The organism is Shewanella livingstonensis (assembly GCF_003855395.1).
Taxonomy (GTDB): domain Bacteria; phylum Pseudomonadota; class Gammaproteobacteria; order Enterobacterales; family Shewanellaceae; genus Shewanella; species Shewanella livingstonensis.
Map to the genome: position 1 here is coordinate 1,940,918 of NZ_CP034015.1, position 21,357 is coordinate 1,962,274.

Consider the following 21,357-nt stretch of genomic DNA (forward strand, 5'->3'; position numbering starts at 1 on the left):
TAAGTTTTATATTCAATTATTTGAGAACGAATACCTTGTTAAGTTGAATAGACTCAACAGAATGTAATTCAGGTGAACCACCTTGCATACCAGATCCAGAGGCTATCCATAAAACTCCATTCATTTCGATGACACCGCTACCATGTCGACCTTGAATTAACGCAGGGGCTTGTGACCATAACTTTGATTCAGTGTTATAAAGATGAACTTCTTCATGAGCTTTATTTGGATTGGCACTTTCTCCTCCCACCACTATAAAATTATTCTGGTAAGCGAAAGTCGCAATGCCAGCTCTAGGGATCGGTAATTCGTGTGTTGCAATTTGCCATTGATTAGTCTCAATGTTAAATATATCAAGCTTGCCTTCAACTAACTCAAATACTTTATTTTGTTTACCCAGTGTTCTTCGTCCGCCAGCAACATAAATATTATTATTGATAAGCACACCCTGAGCATGGTCACGTGAGTGAGGTGCATCATTTAAAATAGTCCAAGTGTTAGTGATAAAGTCGTATCGGTCTACCCAGTTAACATTGCCATCTAGGTGACCATTCGTAATTCCACCAATAAGATAAAGCGAGTCATTTTTAACAATTGTAACAGTGCTACCTCTTAATCTTGCTTGAGGAATAGCGGGACCTTTTTCCCATATATTTTCATTAGGGTAAAAATAATAGATATTTTGAACAGGTGTTTCCGTGGGATAACCACCCGTTAGCGCACCTGCAATAACAATTTTGTTTTTCCATACAGCTGGCTGAAAATGGTGCAGTTCAATAGGCGATTTCTGTAAAGGTCGCCACGTTAATAAATTGGGGTCAAATTTATCAACGGCTTTTATTCCTCGACCACCAATTAAATAGCCTTTATTCTCAAACTTAACAAAACCCGCTTCGTGTCGCACAGAGAATGATTTTGTGGTTTCTACTTCTTGCCAAGTTGTCTCTGCTGCTGCGTTGAATACAACACAAGCCGAGATAAAAGCACTATAGACAACTGATGAAATGGATAGGTATTTCATTGTTAATTCTCTGTAATATCTTTGTTAAATATAGTAAAAAAATCAGCGACTGTTGGTGTGTTTTGAATGTTTAAAATGTAGGTTATTTCAACTAAATCAGAAAAGTCGGCACCGCCACCTGAAATAGCTTTGTTATTGTAACGTCCGTTAACACCGTTATATTTTGTGCATATTTTATTAGCTTCAGTCCATACTTTTGATGATATCAAGTGTTTATTTTCAAGGTTTTTTGTTGAATAAGCTTGATCGTTAAAACCAGGAGTTCCGTTATCGGTTTTATTCCCATCGGTAATTCTTATATAAGTCGTTTCTTGTTTTACATAATTTAAAGCATCCACGCTGGTTTCTTGTTCATTCCAATCAGCGTGTTGAACTACGATGATTTGATCTTTCGTGAATGAGATATTGTTTTTGCTAAGAGCTTCTAATAATTCTTGGGTAAAATCGCTTTGTCCTGCTTCCGCAATCCAAATATTTCCACCTAAAGATAATGTCTGGTTTATTTTTTTGGTGGTTTTATCTATAGAGGTTTGTCTGTAATTATGAGCATCAGTCCAATGTTGGTCGAATACCATATTAAAAAGTTCGTTAGCAGGTACATAGGCACCAGACTGTATGCCGTAGGTTCCGCTGATAGCATAATAGTTAAGTTTTTTAAATGCTTTTGATTTCAATATTAAATCTAATGCTGCAACGGTATGCACATCATCAACATCAGTTTTTAGGTCGAAATTTAATAATAGTAAATCTTTCTCTATATCAAATTTGGGTTCAGCGCTTTGGCTATTAAATGATACCAACGTGATTAATACTACCAATATCCCTACAAACGACTTGATCATGACCTTTTCCTTATATTGTATATGTGACTATAACTATTTTTATTGAAATAACATGAATTACTAAGTTATCTCTTAGGTATTCTCTTGGTACTTACATTAATCAAAATCAGCATGAAATTTTTGACTAGATAAATCTTGGCAAGCTAAACTATAAAAGCATCAGTAAAGCATCAGTAAAGCATCAGTAAAGCATCAGTAAAGCATGGTAAATAAGACTTTTCGTTATTTACAACGTAAACGCCTGATAGAATATTACCGTCTGATTCTAGTTCTGTTTTATCCATTTGGTTTCATGCATCCTGAAAATCCAATCGAGACAGTTGATAGTAATATTGAGTTGGTCAGTTTCCCCATGATTAATTATCACAATTACTAATTTAGCTAATTGTATTTATGACTATTACTATAGTCTGTTAAAGTATCAAGATTCAACATTTTTCTAAAAATAATTATTTTTGTGTTTATCGTCAAAATATTAGATGGAATTCCGTTTGTAGGTTTATATCTCACCTTCGAGGCTGAGGGATCCTCACGAATCTAATAGCATGCTTGTGGCTACCTGATTAAGTCTTGCAACGTGTTTATTCCTGCTAAGCATGAGACTTAAGCAACCTCAAAAACTTATCTCTGTAGACTCTTAATCCTATAGTGTATTAAAGGTGAAGACCTTAACGAATTTAAAATGAAAAATCGTGAATGATTGCATTACCCTATATCGCTAACGCCTAGTCTATATCAGTTGGTTTATGCACTCTTTGAATGAGCCGATTACGCCAATGGCCAACAAAGAAGATAAGTGTACAGGCAGAAGATACGGGGCGTATTATTCGAGAATACAAACGCGGTGCGATAAGCTCAAGTCGCCAAGATATTCTAAATCGACTTAATCTTACTGCTGAAAACTGGCTAAAAATCACTACCGAATTTGGTGCGTTATTTAAAGGCACCGTTGGTGCATGACCCGCATTTTCATAATACTGTGAACATCTAGAGCGAAACGACGATAAGGTGCTTCAAACTGCCAGCGTTATGCCAATATTAATTGTGTGCTTAAGGCTTAATCTTTGAAACTAGAACTGACACTAACACTAAAACTAAAACAATAATCTCCTTTCCCGCTTGATATCAATCAAGGGTCGAGTGCGGCTTTAACTCTGCCGTATTGCTCATCAGTTTCCATATGCCACTCAGTTTATTGATGATTTTACTTGGATTTATATATTTAAATAGTGCAGAAAGCTATCGCAATCAACCCTAAAAGCAGTTATGTTAATTGCCTTTAAAATGAGAGGCATAGATTCTTGTTAAGTAAAGATTGAAGAATCAATTATAAAATTCATCACAATTAAAGGAGAAAATAGATGAGTGAAGAAGTAGGAAATGTACCAGCGACCAAGGATCAAGCTAAAATAGTTTACTTACTTTATATGGTAGGCTTACTGTTTGGTATTACTGGCATCATCGGTGTAGTAATGGCTTACATCAATAAAGGTGATGCCCCTGAGTGGTTAAAAACCCATTATCAGTTTCAAATTAGGACTTTTTGGATTGGTGCCATTTATATATTCTTAGGCTCAATTTTATCCTTAGTTATCATTGGATGGTTTGTACTCTTATTTTGGGCTGTTTGGCTAATAATTCGCTCACTCAAGGGCATGAAAGCGCTTGAGCTGGAAAAACCCATTGAGAACCCTACAGGTTGGTTATTTTAAAAGCCCAACCTAACAAATAGGGATGGTCAGCGCTAAGCCATGCCCTTATCTCAAGTGTTGAGCCTGCCTCAATACTTGAGATATTAGTCTTTATCCGGTCAATAACAGATCAAGAATTGAAGTTAAAAAAGTCACCCTGTTTATCGGCAATAAAAATGGGTGGCATGGTTAATTTTATTCGTTCAATTTTTACATTTGATTCTGGTAAGTGCTATCGTAATCAAAGTGAAAAGGCGTTATGTTATTCATAATTAAAATGGGTGTGATGTGGTTGACTGTTGGTTTAATTAGCTGTTTACAGTTTCTAGACTTAAGGTGTATTTAAATAAATTAAGGAGAGTAAAATGAATGGAAGTGAAATCGTGGCACAAGGCAGTCAGTATGCTTTAGGGTTAGGAACTTTAGCTTTATTGGACGCAGGTTTGGCGCAAAGTAAAAATAGAAGTGGGTTACTTTGGTTTTTTATTTCTTTGCCTTTGGGCCCAATAGCAACATTCTTGTTAGTCTTCTTGGATAAAGCCCCTGAGATTGAGTAGCAGTAAAACTGAGTTTTTGGCGCTTTCCATAGAACCTCATCTCTTAACATCGAATTTAAGATCGCAACCATCTTCCTGATGCAGGCAATAATAGCCACTTTCTTTGGTTTTCCTGCCTGTGCTAATCGCTGATAAGTCCCTTTAAAAACGGGATTAGATTGTATCGCTGACATCATGGCCATGTATAAAACGGTTCTAACTTGATGCCGTCCGCCTTGGATTTTTCGATGACCTTTGAAGCGCCCACTTTCTTTATTAGCTAAATTATATAGCTCCCCATAATTGTTGACCGACATTAACAGAATACTGTAAACATCTAGAGCGAAAAAGACGACAAGGTGCATCAAACTGCCAGCGTTGGTTATGAGCTTAATCGTTAACGTCTAACGCACTAACGACAATAATAACCTCATTTTCAGCTTGATTGATATCAAGCCACCTGTGAGGCTTTTAATCTGCAGTATCGCTCTATTTTTCAACAACGCGCTCAGTTTATTGATGATTTTCGTTCAATTTTTACATTTGAATCGTGGTAAAGGCTATCGCAATCAAAGTGAAAAGGCGTTATGTTAATTAATAATTAACATGGGTGGTAAGGTTTACCACTACAATGCATAAATACTAAACGTTATGATTTTAAAAAGGTTAAACCATGGAATTTAGTGACAAAGAACTGGAAGTGATAGCGGGTGGTAAGAAAAAGATTAAGGCTGCAACTTTATTCAGAGTTTTGCTGATTGTTGTCATGCTATGCGGTATTACCTTGATGGCAACAGGTGTGGTTGTCGCTGAGTATATTGTTTATTTAACATTCGGCGCTGTTGTCCTGGCTATCGGATTGCCTCAATTTGGCCCTGGGCCAAAGTACGAAGAGTTATTAAATATCTTAGATAACAAAGCTAATGCGCAGCGTTCAAAAACATAACAATACGCATCACTCGCTCCCATTAGTCGCTGGGACACCAAACCGCTGCACGGCTTGTCGCCCGTGAGCTTCGTGTTGAACGGCAAGGAGCATCTCACATAGTGAAAGGTGATCTTCCCCTAAATCTGTAGACACTATTTCCTACAATCAACCCCATAATCTCCAAGCTAAACCTGATGCTCGCGATGTGGCTTGTTTGCTGGCTTTTTCAAATACCATGTTAGTGCCTAAACAGTAGAAATGGTTTTTGGCGCGGGTGATGGCGGTGTAAAGCAGTTCTTTACTGAGTAGCTGCCATTGTGCGGGGCTGGGTTTGTGGGGCAATACAAAGCTGACTTTATCAAACTCGCTGCCTTGGCTTTTGTGTACTGTCATGGCGTAGCAAGTGTCGTGGCTGGGTAAGCGTGCGGGTAATACTTTGAGCAGGCTGCCATCGGCCATAACAAAGTGGGCCATTAAGCGACTTGGCTTAGTGTTGTCTTGCAAGATTAACCCAATATCACCATTAAATAAGCCTAGGTTGTAATCGTTACTTTGAATAATGATCGGTCGGCCTAAATAGAACTCATTATGGGGATTAATCAGTTTGGCGTGTTTAAGGCTGTCGGTGATGGCGATGTTCATGCCCTCAACCCCAAATTCACCTGCTCGCATGGCACACAAGACTCGATATTGGTTAAAGCTGTCGATGATGGTTTGTTCAGAATGCGGCAATGTTATGGCGCAGTCCTGTCGATCCGCTTGATCGATAATGGTCTGTTGATTTATCCCTTGCTGATTTTCTTGTACCAAACTCAGATACTCACCATAAGCCTGTACCGATAATGCCAATAACGCTTGTTTACCGCTGTTATCTCCTTGGGCATTAAGCTGATGTTCAAACCAGTCTAATTCAGCATGCTGTTGCAGCCATACTTGGCGAATGGCACTGATATTAGATTGATTAACCGCACTGGCTAATAGGCCAATACCTGCATCACCTTTAAAACGATGGCTGTGCATCAACATACACAAACTGTCACCAATTTTAGGCTGTTGATCAATAAACTGACTGACATCTTGTTGGGTTAATTGCTCAATGAGCTTTGCCTGTGCTGCGCTGTAACGCATTGACCATGGCGATGTCTGTTGCAGGTTGGCTTGCTTCAAGCCAACACAAATATCGGCCAGTACTGCGCCAGCTTCTACGGATGCGAGTTGATCTTGGTCGCCTAACAATATCAAACGTCCATGAGACGGCAGGGCGCTGAGTAATTTGTACATCATGGGTAAGTCGACCATCGACGCTTCATCGACCACCAGTAAATCTAGTCGCAGTGGATTATCTTGATGGTGTCTAAATTGATGCGAATTGGGGATGACGCCCAACAGCCTATGCAATGTAGAAGCGTCTTCAGGAATTTTTTTTAGTGAATTGATCAATATCTGCGCCAGTGCTGGGTCGCTGACTTGAGTTAGCTGTTGCAGTAAACGATGTTTAGACGCCTTGATAGATTCACTCAGCCTTGCTGCTGCTTTACCGGTAGGCGCGACTAAACGGATGGTTAGCGGCGATTGGGTTAACAGTAACAATAATAGCTTGGTTACTGTGGTGGTTTTACCGGTTCCTGGGCCGCCAGTTATTACCGCTAATGCTTTGGCTAATGCGATAGCAGTGGCAATTTTTTGCCAGTTAAACGGACTATTATTGTTGTCTTGTGCGGTAAATAAGCACTCGATCAGTTGCGGTAAATTACTGTGAGTTAACTCGTTTTCAAGCGGTTTATGTGCTAGATGGGTTAACTTACTCGCGACTTGAGTTTCAAAAAAATGGTACTTATTTAAATATAAACGCCCATGTTCAAAAATCATCGGAGTGTTGTCACCCGGTTGACCCACTGCATCAAATAAACAAATTTGCTCTATCAACTGTTGATGGTTGAGTGTGATACAACAATTGACCTCAGCGTGACGATGGCTGTCTTCTGCCATGGGATTGGTGAGATCAATTTGTTCGATGACTAAACAACTGTGCTGATTCGACAATTGCTGACTGAGCAGGGCGCAAACCAGTAAAAAAAGCTGAGATTGTGCTTCGGTGATGCTTGGGTCGTTATTAATGGTTTCAATGTTAGCCAGCTCTAAAGCAAAATGGCGATCGAGCGCGGTAATGAGTCGCTGTTGTTGCCAAAGCTGGAGTAATTCGGTGATCGGGTAGGTGAGCATTAACATGATGACGTCTCCGGTGCACGATTGTCTGTTTGACCTGAAAATAAGCGGTCGAGTTGTTCGATTAATGCTTGCGGTGGTTTGTCATAAAATACCCCCGCGCCCGGGTGTTCAGGATGCATACCGCGTAAAAACAGATAATAGCTGCCGCCAATATGTTGCTGATAATTATAGTCTGGTAATCTAAGCGATAAGTAGCGATGCAATGCCAAGGTATACAAGATGTATTGTAAATTATAACGATGAGCATTAATGGCTTTGGCCATGGCAGAGCGAGTGTAGTCGCTATATTTATCGCCCAAATGGTTGGACTTATAGTCGGCAATACAGAATTGGCCTTGATGCTCAAAGATTAAATCGATAAAGCCTTTTAACATGCCTTTTAAGGTGTCAAAGTCGAGTCCGCCGACATAACCGTGCTGTTGCAAAATATGATTTAATTGCGATGCTTGTAAGGTTGAAATCGGCAGGTAAAACTCCATTTCGACCATTTTTTGCTTGATGCCTAATTGGCTTAATGTCAGTGAGGTGTCTTGTGACGATGGCTCGATAAACAGCGGCGCGGCCAATATTTGCTGATACCAGTCCATTAGCGGCTGTTGCCATAGGGTTTCGTCAAAACCATATTGTTTCATGGCTTTGGCCAGTGCTGGTGACAGCTCGGTGTCTGCTTGGGTAAAATCAAACAGTTCTAGCACTAAATGCATAAAACTACCGGTATTAGCACCGCGCTCGAAACTAAAGCGATCCAGTACGGGTTCGGTGAGAACGTCATCTTGCAACTGTAATTGGATTAACTCATCGGTGAAGTCTTCATCGTCAGCACCGGGTGCGACTCTCTCGTGAGGCAAATGTTTGACTAAGCCTGAATAACTGCCCACTCGCCATGCCAGGCTCTTTTTCCGAGTTACTATTTTGGCCGCTAGCGGGTCATTGTTATCGTGGATATCAGCGAGCACGGAATCGTCAATATCGTTGCTTAAGCATTCGACACTTATTGCCGGCAAGGTGGCAATAGCATTCACTTTGGCTTGAATTAGGTTAAAGTCGGCTTTTTTGTCGGTAATGCCCAGCAGATAACCGATACCTGTTTCATGCAATTGGCTGCTGATCCCCGCCTTTAATTGACGGCTTTGGTTGGCAATATACAAATAACACACATAAACTGGCCGGGTTAACGCCACATATAACAGGCGTAAATCTTCAGCGAGGGTTTCTTGTTTGAGTTGTTCCCAGCCTTCGTCGGTGGCGTCGATGTCCCAAATAAGTTGTTCATTTTTATGGTACATCATTGGTGCCGGGCGTTTTTTATGACCACGGGCTAGGCTGACAAACGGCACAAAACATACCGGATATTCTAAGCCCTTACTTTTATGAATAGTGACAATTTGCACCAAGTTTTGTTCGCTTTCTAGGCGCAGTTGTTGCTCGTCACCGCCATTATTACCAATCAGCTGTTGCTCATACCAGTTAATAAGGGCGCTGTTGCCATCAAGTTCGGTGGCTTTTTGCTGTAGTAATTCAGCTAAATGCCTAAAGTCGGTTAAGCGTCTTTCACCTGATGCTTTGGCATCTGCGGCGTTGTCTTCATCAGCATCATTAACGCTATTGTCACTGTTGCTGCTATAAGAGCTGTCACTATTGTTGTCATTCCCACGCAGAGCATTAGCATTGCTGTTATCAACATTATTAATGTCGGTCGTGACAGATTGCGACAAATAGCGGTGGATTAATTGGGTTTCGCTGGCAAAGTTAAGCAGTGCTGGCATTACGCCGCGTTGTTGCCATAACTGATGCCAATGAGTGAATTGATCTAGTACCCGCTGACGTTGTTCTTCATCTTGATTAAATTGATGAATGCGCAGGGCATTAAAACCGACTAGCTCAGTGGCCAGTGCGGCGCGGATAGCGCGTTCATCTTTTGGTGTGGCTAACGCATATAGTAGAATCGCCATTTCTCGAGCTTCAATAGTGTTAAACACACTGTCTCGGCTTAAAAATACCGCGCCAATTTTACGGGCCGATAATGCCGCTTTCATTACCGCGGCTTCATTTCTGTCGCGCACTAATATGGCGATGTCTTTAGCGATTAACGGCTTACTCGGTTGGCTTTGGCTAGAATGAACGTTACATAACCCTTGTTGTGATTCAGTGAGTAAGCGCTTTATTTCACTGGCAGCATCTGCGGCCAGGCGTTGTCTTGCGGTAGTTTTATTGAGGCCATTAACATCGTCTTCGGCTAATAAGCGGATCCGCAACGCTGCTGGATTTGTTGTCGCTTCACTCAGGTGTTTATTGGCTGCCGATGATGGGGTTTTAACAATATCATAGGGGATAGCTTGGCTAATAAACGGGTCTTGGTGTTGGCTAAAAAGCTGATTAACGCCATTGACTAACTGAGTTGATGAGCGGTAATTGGTGTCAAGATTATAATGAGCCTGTGTTTGTTGGCGCGCAGCAATATAAGTATAAATATCGGCACCACGGAAAGCATAAATAGCCTGCTTAGGATCGCCAATCATTAATAAACTTAAGCGCCCCTTGTTAGCGTCATCATTGTTGTTGTCATTACTAATGTCGTCATTACTTATACTGTCATCATCTGGGCTGTTCACCCTTGTATCTGCGGTTAAGCCCAGTTGTGATGCTAGCGGCTGTTGATACACCTGATTAAAAATGGTGAATTGTAGTGGGTCGGTGTCTTGGAACTCATCAATTAATGCGACCGGAAAACGCTTAGCAATAGCATGGGCGAGGGTGATCGGGTTTTGGCTGAGCGCCATGGCTAAGCTGAGCAATAGGTCATCGGGTGTCATCAAATTGCGTTGCTGTTTTTGGCCGGCAAAGCGTTGGCGAATACCCTCACGGGCGCGCACTAAAAATGACGGAATAAGCTGATTAATTAACTCCAATAAACGCTCAATATGGTCTAGTAACGGCGCTTCATCCGCACTGGGGATAACGCCACCTTTATTGAGTTTAAGCTCTGATAATGCCAGTTGCTCCATCGCTTTTATTGGCGGTAATCCTTGGCCAAATTTTACCCAGTTACTAATGCTATCAAACAGTTGGCTAAGTTTAGGGTAGCCGTCGGTACCTTTACCAAAACGTTGACCGTTTAATGGCAGCGATTGCAATAATTCAAGGGTGCTGTCGTGCAGGCTTTGCCACAATAAGCTAAAGCGGCTGATACTTTGGCTTAGCTGTTGTTGTAGGGTTTCAAAGGCTGGAGGTTGTTTTGATAACACCGCTTGGCTTGCACCTAATAACGGTCGCAGTTTTTGTGCTAACACGTCTGGTTCGGCAAACACATCACTAATGGCTTGGGCTAAAAAGGGCGGTAATGGATAACACACTTCACGCCAGAAATCGCGCACCGCATGGTGTAAAAACTCACTGTCGTCGAGGGTGAATTCGGACTCAAATAACAATGACGACTCAAATGCCATGTCTGACAACACGCGTTGGCAAAAGGCATGAATGGTAAAAATAGCTGCCTCATCTAACGATTTTAACGCTAAGTCTAAGCGTCTTAACGCAATAGGACGTTCATCTTCCGAGGTGTCATGGTAAAGCTGTTCAATAAATTCATCGTTTACGGCTAGGCCTAAAAAGCGTTTAAACGCTAAGTTAATCCGCTTACGAATTCGGTCTCTGAGTTCTTCGGTTGCGGCGTTGGTGAAGGTAACCACCAAAATTTGCTCACAACTTAACGGCGCTTTACCACCGTGGCCTAACAATAAACGTAAATACAAACCGGAAATGGTATAGGTTTTCCCCGTACCAGCACTGGCTTCAATTAAGCTGGAACCGCGAAACGGTAAGGTGAGGGCATTAAGCGGTGTCACGGTAATAGCGTCCATTAATGCGCTCCTAATTTAGCTGCGTTGGCAATGAGTTGCGCTTGAATATCGACCGCGGTGCCACTGACAAAGGTGTCTAATTCTGCCAGTTTATCTTTGTGATACTGGCTTAACATGGGTTGCAGCAAATGGCTGGCTAATGCACCAAACCTAGCTTCGCTAAAGTCTTCTGGGAAATGGAATAAACGCTGGTTATGTGGGTCGTGCCCTTCGCCGAATTGGTTTTGGCCGTCATCCCATTTTTTCTGAGCTTTAAGCAGCTTTTCTTCATGGTCGCCATCGGTTTCAACATAGGCGAAAGCGGTTTTAGGCATAAAACACAATGGTTGAGTCTGGCCTTGAATAAAACCAATGATAAAGCGCATTAGCTGCGCCTTGGCTTGCTCGGCAGTTATTGGCGCAAAGGCATGAAAATGGCCAATGTCGAGTAGGTAACTAAATTGATTTTTACCTAACCCCGAGCTAGATGAACTGGCCATAGCATGAATACATAAGTGGCGAAGGTATACCCGAATAAAATCTCGTCCGTGGGCAGTACCCGGGCGATAATTGACTAAGCCTTTAGGCAAAATATCGTCAATACGACCAACAAGATTGACCCGCATAAAAGAGGGTTGGCTGTTTTGTGGTGAGTCTGCTTGTACTGGTAAACCGTGCGCAGATAGATCATGCTCCGGAAAATCATGCATTGGTAGTGGTAGATCAAAGTTAACATCCACATTCAAGGTGTGCATGGCTTGTTGGTCTTGTAAAAATTGTACTCGATTAATCAACGGCGATATATCACGTAAATATTGATTAATTAACAAGTCGTCAAACGGCGCCATTGGCAATTCACCGCTGGTTTTGAGCTTACTGAGTAATTCATGATCTGGGCTGTCGAGTTGATGTTCAATGGCATTGTCGAGCATGCGTGATTGCAATAAATAACGCTCGAGTGCATTTAAGCTAAACGGTTCGTCATTGTCATCGGCTTGAATATCCAGTGATAAATCGACTTTTAAACTACGGTTGAAAAAGAATTGCGCTGGATTACGATAAAAACGAATTAATGCCGACAATTCGAGTTCGACCACTTTAATGCCTTCGCTATTAATATGAGTATGGGCAAACACTTCATCTGCCTGTTCGGTCGACAAGGGTAATGCTTGCTCAAAAAAGTGATTGTTAATGGTCGCATTGGCTGGTGGCGGGCACCATTGGGCATTAAAACTGTGTTGCAGTTTATTCACACTATCAGCCGATTGTGGTGTTTCTCGGAAAAGTTTAGCGTCAAAAGGCTGCAAAGGTTGTGCTTGAATAAGCTGTGCCAGTACGGCTTTGTCAGCGTCATCAAGGTTGATTTTGGCTTGTTGTTCAGGCTGCTGTGCCAGTTTTAGTGGCAAGTAGCTGAGTTGACAATATTCGACCAGTTCAGACACTAACATTGAGGCGATACGTTCGGCATTATCACGTTCACTGTGGCCAATATAACTGATGTACAGTTGCTCTCTGGCAGACAATAACGCTTCTAAAAACAGATAACGGTCATCTAATCGGCGCGAGCGATCGCCTTTTTTAGGGCCAAAATGCGCCATTAAATCAAAGCCGACAGGATGTTGTACTCGCGGATAAACGCCGTCATTCATACCCAGCAAACACACCACTTTAAAAGGAATAGAGCGCATTGGCATTAAAGTACAAAAATTGACGCTGCCAGCAAGGTAACGTTGGCCGACACGAGATTCTGTTAAGCGTTGATTAAACCACTGTTTTAGGACTTCTATATCGACTTGGCCTTGATGGCCAGCGCTTTCAAGCTCAGTGTCTAGGGTAACCAATGCATCCCGAATGGCTTGAATTTGCTCACGCTCGTCATCTGTGGTGTCGTAGCAATCGACGAGTAGTTGTTGTAATTGCTCTAGGCGTTCGCTGGTGCTGTAGTCGCTGGCGAATAGGGTAAAATACGTGTCGATGGTTTCTAAAAAGTTGAGCAACTTACCTAATGCCTGCGATGACTGACCTTCAATGCCTTGCACCATTAAAGTATCGCGATAAATATCGGCATCGTCGTTAAAGGCGTAGCCAAGGATTAAACGCTTAATACCAAATGCCCATGAGTTTTGCGCAAAAGGTTGAACGCCCAATTGGCTGCGAGTTTGTTCACTGCGGCCCCAACGCACATTGGCATCGTCTAGCCAGCGGCGAATTAATGATAATTCGTCATCATCCAGTTGGAAGCGGCGCAAAATTGCTGGCACTTCTAAAATACCGATAATGTCTGTTAAGCCAAAGCGGCTTTGATTGATGTTTAACAGGCTTAAAAAGCTATTGATTAACGGTGATTCTTGCGCTGCGCCCCTGTCGGCAATGGCGTAGGGTATGTAATAGTCGCCTTTTTGTGGATTTTTGTCAGCAAAATACTGACTGTTAGCGGTACCAAATACCGCATCAATATACGGTGCGTAGGCTGCCACATCGGGCATCATGATCACTATGTCTTTTGGGGTTAATTCACTGTTGTTAGACAGCAATGCTAAAAGATGATCATGTAAGGTTTCAACTTCACGCAAGGCACTGTGGCAACTGCGTAAGGTAATTGAGTTATCACTTGGCAATAATTTACGTCGAGCGTCAATATCTTGGTATAAATCTGCATTTGGCCCTAATGGTTGCCCAAGCGTTTCCATTTGTAATATATCGTATTGTACTCCGTGCAGTAGATTATTTGGCTCGGGTTCGACATAACAATCGTAACCAAAGTCGGTATGTTCCGGCGGTAGGCTAAGCATTAAATCAAGCAGTTCACGGCCCATTTGACCATTATTGGCCAATATCGGGTTACCCACTTCGAGTTTGTCTTCCCAGTCTTGGTCGAGTTGTTTTTTGTTAGCATATTGCAACGCCATGCGGGCGCGGGTTTTCGGTTCAACAATATCACCCCAATAGTGCTGGCAAGGGCTGAGCGACAACATAATCACATCAATACGGCTAGCCAAGTGGTACAGCACATCGAGGGTTTGTGGCGGCATAGATGAAATACCAAATACGTATAATCGAGCCGGCAACATCGATAAATCGGTATCTGGATTGGCTAAGGTCGCAATTAAGTCAGCATGTAAATTGGCGCGATGATAATGGCTGGCGTGCAAATGATGTTGGTTATAGTCGATTAATGCTCGCCACAGAATAGGTTGCCATTGTTGGTTTTCATCTAACGCCAAGCGGTTGTCTAGGCTCGATAATGGCTGGTTTTGCTCCCACGCTAAAATCCACTCAGGGCGATAAACTAAGTATTGGTCAAAAATATCGGCAATGCGGCCACACAATTGAAATAGCTTAATGGCATCATGTGACTGATTGAGCTGCAATATGGCGTGGCTGTTCGTTGTATTAGCATCGATATCAGTTTCAGTATCGGTATCAGCTATATCAGTAGTGCTATCAACTTGAGGCGATAAGTACTGTTTGAGTGGGCTAAAGTCTGGGTTATCTAACAGACTTGGTAATAAGTCCATTAACTTCCAGGTCATCGCCGCTTTGGTAAAAGCGTTATCTTTTGGTACATCGGGCAGCAAGTCGTGGCATAACTGCCAGGTAAAACTTGAGGGTAACGGGAACGATAATGCTGCGGCAATGCCATTGTGTTTGGCGATTTCTAAACGCAGCCAAGTCGACATCCCGGGGCTTTGAACTAACACATGCTCACTGGCTAATAAACTGACGTTATCTAAACGAATAGCCAGTAGTTTGGCCAGTTGTTCAGATAACACTTCCATCTGATTAGATTGAATTAAAGTAAGCATGGTCGATCCGCTAATTTGAGATTAATTCATTCTATGGACTCTGGGTTAAATCATCAATCAAAACCGTTAATAATCAGGATGATTGCTGCTGTATTGCACAAGATTAACTGCGCAGTAGTCGCAGGCGTAAACGGCGATATAGCTGGCTAAATTGTTGCTGCTGTTGTTGCGCTTGCGATTCCGACAGCGGTTGATATTTAAGTGCCATAAAGGCATGACTTAACGCACTAAAGTCGGCTGCAATCTGAGGTGAAAGGGCGCTTAAATGTGTATTAACCGCAGCCACATAGGTAGAAGGTGCTTGGCCTTGTTGGCGGGCGATGCCTTTTTTAGCTAAGCGCTGACAAATGATGTCATAACGTTTATTGAGTGGATCTTGGTTACGATCAAAGCTAAACAACCCAGCATAGTAAGCAATAATTAGCGCGATAATGATAAAGCTAAAAATCATTAATAAGGCGATTTTAGTGCTGCTGACATCCCCCAATAGTTTAGCTAATACTTGCTGTTTTCGTTGTTCGTCAAAACCTAATACCCATACACTCCAATAATAATCGACACTGGCAAACTGTTGGCGTAATTCATTTAACCATGGGTATTGCTTCATGTGCAGCGTGCTAAATGGGCTGTCTTGTAAGTAACTGCTTTGGCTGTCAAAGGTGGCATCAAAACCATCGAGTACCCGCTGCGGTGCAATCATCGCTGTCGGGTCAAAACGTTGCCAACCTTGACCTTCTAACCACACTTCAGTCCAGGCATGGGCCATGTATTGATAGACACTGTAATAGCCTGCTTTGGCGTTGTATTCGCCGCCTTGATAACCAGCAACCATCCGCGTTGGCAAACCGCTCGCACGAGCCATAAAAACTAGTGCAGAGGCATAATGAGCACAAAATCCGGCGCGATTTTCAAATAAAAAGTCATCAATTTGTTGCTCACCGACAGTCGGTGGACTCAAGGTGTAATAATAGGCTTGTTCAGCAAAGTAATTCATCATCGCATTAATGCGCGCTTGTGGATCGGGATAATCTTTGGCGAACTGCAAACCGAGTTTTCGGGTTTTTGGATTGCTATTGGCTGGCAACGTAAGGTTGAGCTGTTTAGAATTTGAGTCGAGTTTGAGATCCATAATCGTGTCAGGATATGAGGTCACTCTATAACTCATACGCTGATCGACAGGCCTTAACGAATACAAACGATAATCTGCTAATTCAACCACTTGATCATTGCTGCTAAACGCTTCATCTAAACCATATAACCATTTTTGATGACTGGGTTCGCTAATCACCACATAGTCGATTTTTCTATTATTGTTGTTGGCAATAGGAGCTTGGCGATCGGGTTTATTAAAATAGGCCTGCCGTTGAATTTGCTTAATGGCTGGGTCCTGGCGCCAGGTTTTGCCGTCATAATTTTCCATTACCAGGGTACGCCAATATAAATCCTGGTTGGCAGGTCCTAGGGTGCTGCCATCTGGGTTGTCAAAACCGACGCGAAAGGCCAGCTCTGCTGAGCGAGTGAGCTTACTAATGTCACCAAATGACACTTCATCAGACAAACCGGTTTTGGCCGTTTTCATATTGGGCACTAACCATAGTGGCCCGAGGCGTGGGAACACCACAAACAGTAATATGGCTAACGGTAGGCTTTGTAATATTATTTTAAGGCTAAAACTGAGGTTAGCGACTTTGTTAGATTTGTCTTGATAAACGCTGATTAACACACCCGTATTGAGCACCGCAACAGCTAATAAGTGTAGGGTATTAAGCATGCTTTGTTGATCAAGCAAGATCAGGCCGATAAGAAAATAGCCGACTAACACAATGGCTTTAACGTCTCTAAGTTCACGCATTTCAATGTATTTTAACGCGTAACCTAATATCAGTAAGTTAACCAACGCATTGAGCAACCCTATTTGGCTCGACACTAAGGCGAGGGTGGTTGCGGCGCCAATGGCCAAAGTCGTCACCAATAGTTTAGGTGGCGCGGCTACTTTGCCGAGAAAAATACCCACGCGCCAAACAAAACAAATGGCACAAATGCCAATGCTCCATAAAGTGGCTTGTTGATGCAAAGGGCTGAGGATAGCGACATTCGTTACCAATAACCAAAATAAGGTATTGCGACTAATAATGGCATCAAAGTTATCGGTCATAGTGATTTACCTACCGATGACGCCGTCACATCAGTTGAGCTAAAATCTGGGTTCATATTGGCGGGTAAACGATAAGTTGCAATCGCGGTTTGACAAGCCACGCGATGGGCTGCACCTGTTTGCTGATTGATAATATGATCATCCAGAATTAAGCCAAATATTTGCTGAGTTTGGCTTAATTTATCGACTTGCCATGCGAGTTTACTTAGCCGGTGTTCAATGTCATTGCCTGATGTATTGGCCAAGGTTAACCAAACGGGTAATCCTTCAGGTTCAGCAAACTCTTTGGATAACATGCCTTTGTCCTGGGCCCATTGTTTCCATGCTACTTGCTTGAGTGATTCGCCAGGAATATAAATGCGTAAGCCTTTGTAGTCATCAACACCTGGGCGCAATTTTCCGTGTTCATAGTGGTTATCATTGTCGCTGATGTGGCTTGTCAGTTCGATATCACACATTTCTGGTTTAGCAAAAATAACATGATGTATGTCTAAGTCGACATAGGACCATGCACAGCATAATCCTAACGGAAAGTACGATGAGATCTTGATCCGTCCTGGAGTTAATCGGCCGCGCTTAGCGCCTTCAAATGGCACGATAGCAATGGTTTGCTCGTGCATTTGTTTAACGCGCACGTGGCGTTGATAACTAAATTGCAAACAAATTTGCTGGTGGGTGGTGTCGGGATTCTTTTGCCGAGTATGGCCCGTTAACATGATGGGAAACGGCATGCTGTCTTCAGCATAACCTGATGGTGGCGCCACCGCATTAAAGGTTAACCCGGCGAGGTTTTTATAGCTGTAAATAATGCAGGTATGGAACACACTGGCAAGTAATAAGCTTAAACCAATCACTAAGTTGTTTTGGTAATTGGTGCCAAATAAATACAGTAAAACAATGAGTCCAATCCATACCAAACCAAAACCACTGGGTAAAATAAAAATACCTTTATGGCTAAGGGTGATTTGTTTTTGCGCTGGTAGACGTTTACTTATCCACCTTGACCAGCGCCTGGTTAACGATGCAGGAATTAACCGACGAAATCGAGACGGCTTAATAGCGCCATTGGCATAGATTGCTGAAGAGTGCTTGTTTGTTGTCGTCGATTTAGCCATGTGCCTGCGCCGTTAACGTATTGGGTTGACGCTGGCGAGAATAGTGTCAGACAACGCTTGGCCTTGAAATTGACTACTGCTGCGAATGCGGTGCTCTGCAACTGAGGCAAATACTGCTTGAATATCTTCAGGGACCACGTATTGGCGTTGACTGATAAAAGCCCATGCTTTAGCGGCTTGCAGCAGAGCAATACTGGCGCGAGGCGATAACCCGTTAGCGACATTGTGTTGCCGAGAGTAATCAACCAAGGCAATTAAATAATTCAGCACGGCATCCGATGCAGACACTTGCGCCACTTGTTGTTGCAGTAGCATTAACTCTTGCGGCGTTAAGCATTGAGATAATGCTGCCGGTTTATTGGCTTGAGTGCGCGACTTTAACATGGCTAACTCGGCTTCTGCGCTGGGGTAACCGATGGAAATCCGCATCATAAATCGATCGAGTTGCGATTCTGGCAACGGGAAAGTACCAGCTTGATCAACCGGATTTTGGGTAGCAATAACAAAAAACGGTGAACTCAGAGGGTGGGTGATTCCATCGATAGTAATTTGTTGCTCTGCCATGGCTTCGAGTAAAGCACTTTGGGTTTTGGGGCTGGCGCGGTTAATTTCATCTGCCAACAACATTTGATTAAATATAGGGCCTTTATGAAAGATAAATTGTTGCTGCTCTTTACTGTAAATGGATACCCCAAGAATGTCCGCCGGTAACATGTCACTGGTAAATTGGATGCGTTGATAACTCATGCCTAAACTACTGGCAATACCCTGGGACAAACTGGTTTTACCCATGCCGGGTAAGTCTTCAATCAGTAAATGGCCTTTAGCAAGAATACAAGCGACGGCAAGTTTGATTTGCTCAGGTTTACCTAGCAGGACTTGGCTTAGTTGGTTGAGCAATGTTTGAATAGTTGATTGCGACACGAAAACTCCAACTTGTCTGAAATAAACCCTTTTGAGTCTATTGTAGGTTACTGTTTGTGATTACTTTTTAAGGTTGTGACTTATTGTTATGGTGTATCAATCACTATCACAATCGTTAGTTAGTAGCGACTAGCAACCTAGCCACTATCACTACTCAATCTCTGTTACTGCAGTTTTACATCTACATCATAGGTTAACGGGTGAACCGTTGTTAAGCAAAATAACCCGCCACTGTGTAGCGGCTATTGTGCACAAGACATAAAAACGGCTCACGATGCATCACCATCAAAATACGCAATTAATAACGGTAGCTGAGCTCTTTGGTGCTGAACATGCCATCATTTAAGGCTTTTTTCTGTTGGAATATCATTCGATAACTTAACACCGCTTGGACATATTCACGGGTTTCAGTGTACGGAATCGTTTCAATAAAACTCATCACATCTAAGCTACCATTAGATGCTCTTAACCAGCGACGAACACTGCCAGGACCGGCATTATAGGCTGCGGTTGCCAGTACTCTATTTTGGTCAAACTGTTTAAGTAATTCGCTGTAATACGCACTACCCAACATAATGTTCACTTTCGGGTCGTACAGGTCTTTTACGTTGTTAAAAGGTATTTTGTGTCTTTTAGCGGTTTGTTTGGCGGTAGCAGGCATTAATTGCATTAAGCCTCTGGCCCCAACTCCAGAAGTCGCATAAAGATAAAATGCACTTTCTCGACGAGAAATTGCACGGATTTCATCAATATTAACGGAGAACTTTTTACTGGCTTTGACGAATTCATCATTGGCCGCATCTGGAAAGCGTAGCACTAATGAATTCCATAATTTACCTTGAATGCTCGATTCAACACTAAATGCATGCCAACCGTTATTTAAGGCGAATAAACCATATTGTGCGGTCATTTCGCCGTTATGGCGGCGCATTAAATATAGCCATTCATTACGGGCATCAATTTGTTTATCTAAAGCCATTAATTCAACGACACGAGCCAGCCCAGGGTCTTGGTTTAAGGTCGCTTGCAATTCTGGGTTAGGTGCTAAATTGTCATCATTCATCGCCAAGGGTTTCCCCAACGCTTCTGCGGCATTAAAACCGTAAAAGTTACGTTCGCCACTCAATATTGACTGCAATTGGGTCGCGCGCGTTTTGTCATGGCGCGAGGTCATCTTGGCTTGCCAATATTGCCAACGAGGATCTGCTTTACCTTGATCGCTTAGCAAGGCTAAATACTTATCTACTGTAGTTAAGTCTTGCTCACGAATAGCCCAGCGTAAGCGCATTTCGTATAAATCATCAGATTTAAGTAATGGCAGCATAGTATCTATGTGTGCCACCAGTTTTTCATCTTGCCGGATCAATGCTCGGCGAACTAAATAGCGATTAAGTTGGCGCGCTTCCAGGTCGGTGAAGCGGTTTGCCTTTTGGTATTTAACATATAATTTTATTGCTTGATGTAAATCTTTTTGCGCCAGCTTGCGTAATCCGGCGTCAACGATATTGCCCATAATAGGTTTAGAGCTGGCAAACTTGTTCATGTGGCGCAAACTATTGGGATCGCGAAAAACAGAGACGAGTAATTTTGCTTCATCATCATGTTGGGTGATTTTTTGCGATAAATAACTTAGCAAGCTTGATTGTCCAGCATTAAAACTCAACAGCATACGCGCCCAAATGAGCTCTTGGGTACGATAGCCTGCTTTAGTCCATTGGTTAATTACAGCATCACATTCATTAGGGCGTGAGTAACCGTGAACCCATAGGCGTTCTATACCTTTGTAAGCCATCTCTTTATTACCTGCATCAAGTTGTGCTTGATAGTAATAACACTGGAGACGAATATCATTAGGCGTGTCTGGTGCTATCACCAGAAAGTCTTGCCAGCGTTGTTTTTTACCTGCATTGAGCAGGTAACGGTAACGCGCATTATTATAAAGTGGTGTGGTATCAAATTTGTTGATCGCATTCAACGCAGTGTTCCCCGAAGATTGCACTATGCTGTCAATCGTCGCGTGGTAGTCGAGGTAAACCGTTAACGGGTAATCGCCTAGCTGTTGACGTAAAGCTTGATACTTATCGAGCTGGTTTTTATCTAATGCTTGGCGAGCATCAAGATAGCGTTGCTGTTGTGAGGTTAGCGCATTTGCTTGGCCCATAAAGGCCAATGATGTACTCAATAATAATGCGCCAGTAAGTAAAGTGTTCGCCCAAGTGTTACGCATTTATATGAGAATCTCCGCCTCAGTCATTCATTTGCTATCAGTAT

General features: G+C 42.6%; 12 protein-coding genes and 2 pseudogenes. 4 read left to right on the forward strand and 10 right to left on the reverse strand.

Annotation, left to right across the window (positions count from 1 at the left end):
- Nucleotides 1–16: 16 nt before the first annotated feature.
- Nucleotides 17–1,021: a Kelch repeat-containing protein gene (locus EGC82_RS08425; protein ID WP_124730360.1), complete on the reverse strand. Its 1,005-nt coding sequence runs from the start codon at nt 1,019–1,021 to the stop codon at nt 17–19.
- Nucleotides 1,022–1,023: 2 nt separating this feature from the next.
- Nucleotides 1,024–1,863, reverse strand: a complete 840-nt coding sequence (locus tag EGC82_RS08430; protein ID WP_124730361.1) for a hypothetical protein — start codon at nt 1,861–1,863, stop codon at nt 1,024–1,026.
- Nucleotides 1,864–2,670: 807 nt separating this feature from the next.
- Between EGC82_RS08430 and EGC82_RS21845 the strand changes: the two are divergent.
- The 3 genes and pseudogenes from EGC82_RS21845 to EGC82_RS08445 form a co-directional block, all read left to right on the forward strand.
- Nucleotides 2,671–2,817 (forward strand): annotated as a pseudogene (locus tag EGC82_RS21845) (transposase); the annotation flags it as partial.
- Between the two features lie 407 nt (nt 2,818–3,224).
- The gene (locus tag EGC82_RS08440; RefSeq protein WP_124730362.1) at nt 3,225–3,575 is read left to right on the forward strand and encodes a DUF4870 family protein; all 351 of its coding nucleotides are present in this window, start codon (nt 3,225–3,227) and stop codon (nt 3,573–3,575) included.
- A gap of 344 nt (nt 3,576–3,919) precedes the next feature.
- Nucleotides 3,920–4,111: an antitermination protein NusB gene (locus tag EGC82_RS08445; protein WP_124730363.1), complete on the forward strand. Its 192-nt coding sequence runs from the start codon at nt 3,920–3,922 to the stop codon at nt 4,109–4,111.
- 14 nt (nt 4,112–4,125) lie between these two features.
- On the opposite strand, the pseudogene EGC82_RS08450 reads toward EGC82_RS08445, so the two are convergent.
- Nucleotides 4,126–4,368, reverse strand: a pseudogene (locus tag EGC82_RS08450) (transposase); the annotation flags it as partial.
- Between the two features lie 395 nt (nt 4,369–4,763).
- Here EGC82_RS08450 and EGC82_RS08455 point away from each other — a divergent pair.
- On the forward strand, nt 4,764–5,036 hold the full coding sequence (locus EGC82_RS08455) for a hypothetical protein (RefSeq protein ID WP_124730364.1): 273 nt from the start codon (nt 4,764–4,766) through the stop codon (nt 5,034–5,036).
- Between the two features lie 147 nt (nt 5,037–5,183).
- Here the strand turns inward: EGC82_RS08455 and recD are convergent, their stop codons facing one another.
- The 7 genes from recD to EGC82_RS08490 all read right to left on the reverse strand — a co-directional run bounded on the left by recD (nt 5,184) and on the right by EGC82_RS08490 (nt 21,313).
- The gene (gene recD / locus EGC82_RS08460; RefSeq protein ID WP_124730365.1) at nt 5,184–7,247 is read right to left on the reverse strand and encodes an exodeoxyribonuclease V subunit alpha; all 2,064 of its coding nucleotides are present in this window, start codon (nt 7,245–7,247) and stop codon (nt 5,184–5,186) included.
- Nucleotides 7,241–11,107, reverse strand: coding sequence for a UvrD-helicase domain-containing protein (locus tag EGC82_RS08465; RefSeq protein ID WP_124730366.1), 3,867 nt, complete (start codon nt 11,105–11,107; stop codon nt 7,241–7,243). Before EGC82_RS08465 ends, recD begins: the two co-directional genes overlap by 7 nt.
- Nucleotides 11,107–14,892 (reverse strand): exodeoxyribonuclease V subunit gamma, encoded by a 3,786-nt coding sequence (gene recC / locus EGC82_RS08470; protein ID WP_124730367.1) that lies wholly within the window; start codon nt 14,890–14,892, stop codon nt 11,107–11,109. Before recC ends, EGC82_RS08465 begins: the two co-directional genes overlap by 1 nt.
- Before the next feature lie 103 nt (nt 14,893–14,995).
- Nucleotides 14,996–17,047, reverse strand: a complete 2,052-nt coding sequence (locus tag EGC82_RS08475) for a transglutaminase TgpA family protein (protein WP_124730368.1) — start codon at nt 17,045–17,047, stop codon at nt 14,996–14,998.
- Complete coding sequence (locus tag EGC82_RS08480) at nt 17,044–18,162, reverse strand: DUF58 domain-containing protein (RefSeq protein ID WP_124730369.1); 1,119 nt, start codon at nt 18,160–18,162, stop codon at nt 17,044–17,046. Before EGC82_RS08480 ends, EGC82_RS08475 begins: the two co-directional genes overlap by 4 nt.
- A 12-nt stretch (nt 18,163–18,174) precedes the next feature.
- A complete protein-coding gene (locus EGC82_RS08485; RefSeq protein WP_124730370.1) occupies nt 18,175–19,086 on the reverse strand; it encodes an AAA family ATPase in 912 nt (303 codons plus the stop codon).
- 298 nt (nt 19,087–19,384) lie between these two features.
- Nucleotides 19,385–21,313, reverse strand: a complete 1,929-nt coding sequence (locus EGC82_RS08490; protein WP_124730371.1) for a transglycosylase SLT domain-containing protein — start codon at nt 21,311–21,313, stop codon at nt 19,385–19,387.
- Nucleotides 21,314–21,357 lie beyond the last annotated feature (44 nt).

Coding starts and splice junctions, on each gene's coding strand:
- EGC82_RS08480 (WP_124730369.1), bottom strand. CDS start 18,162: ATGGCTAAATCGACGACAACAAACAAGCACTCTTCAGCAATCTATGCC.
- recD (WP_124730365.1), bottom strand. CDS start 7,247: ATGTTAATGCTCACCTACCCGATCACCGAATTACTCCAGCTTTGGCAA.
- EGC82_RS08490 (WP_124730371.1), bottom strand. CDS start 21,313: ATGCGTAACACTTGGGCGAACACTTTACTTACTGGCGCATTATTATTG.
- EGC82_RS08425 (WP_124730360.1), bottom strand. CDS start 1,021: ATGAAATACCTATCCATTTCATCAGTTGTCTATAGTGCTTTTATCTCG.
- recC (WP_124730367.1), bottom strand. CDS start 14,892: ATGCTTACTTTAATTCAATCTAATCAGATGGAAGTGTTATCTGAACAA.
- EGC82_RS08465 (WP_124730366.1), bottom strand. CDS start 11,107: ATGGACGCTATTACCGTGACACCGCTTAATGCCCTCACCTTACCGTTT.
- EGC82_RS08430 (WP_124730361.1), bottom strand. CDS start 1,863: ATGATCAAGTCGTTTGTAGGGATATTGGTAGTATTAATCACGTTGGTA.
- EGC82_RS08440 (WP_124730362.1), top strand. CDS start 3,225: ATGAGTGAAGAAGTAGGAAATGTACCAGCGACCAAGGATCAAGCTAAA.
- EGC82_RS08455 (WP_124730364.1), top strand. CDS start 4,764: ATGGAATTTAGTGACAAAGAACTGGAAGTGATAGCGGGTGGTAAGAAA.
- EGC82_RS08475 (WP_124730368.1), bottom strand. CDS start 17,047: ATGACCGATAACTTTGATGCCATTATTAGTCGCAATACCTTATTTTGG.
- EGC82_RS08445 (WP_124730363.1), top strand. CDS start 3,920: ATGAATGGAAGTGAAATCGTGGCACAAGGCAGTCAGTATGCTTTAGGG.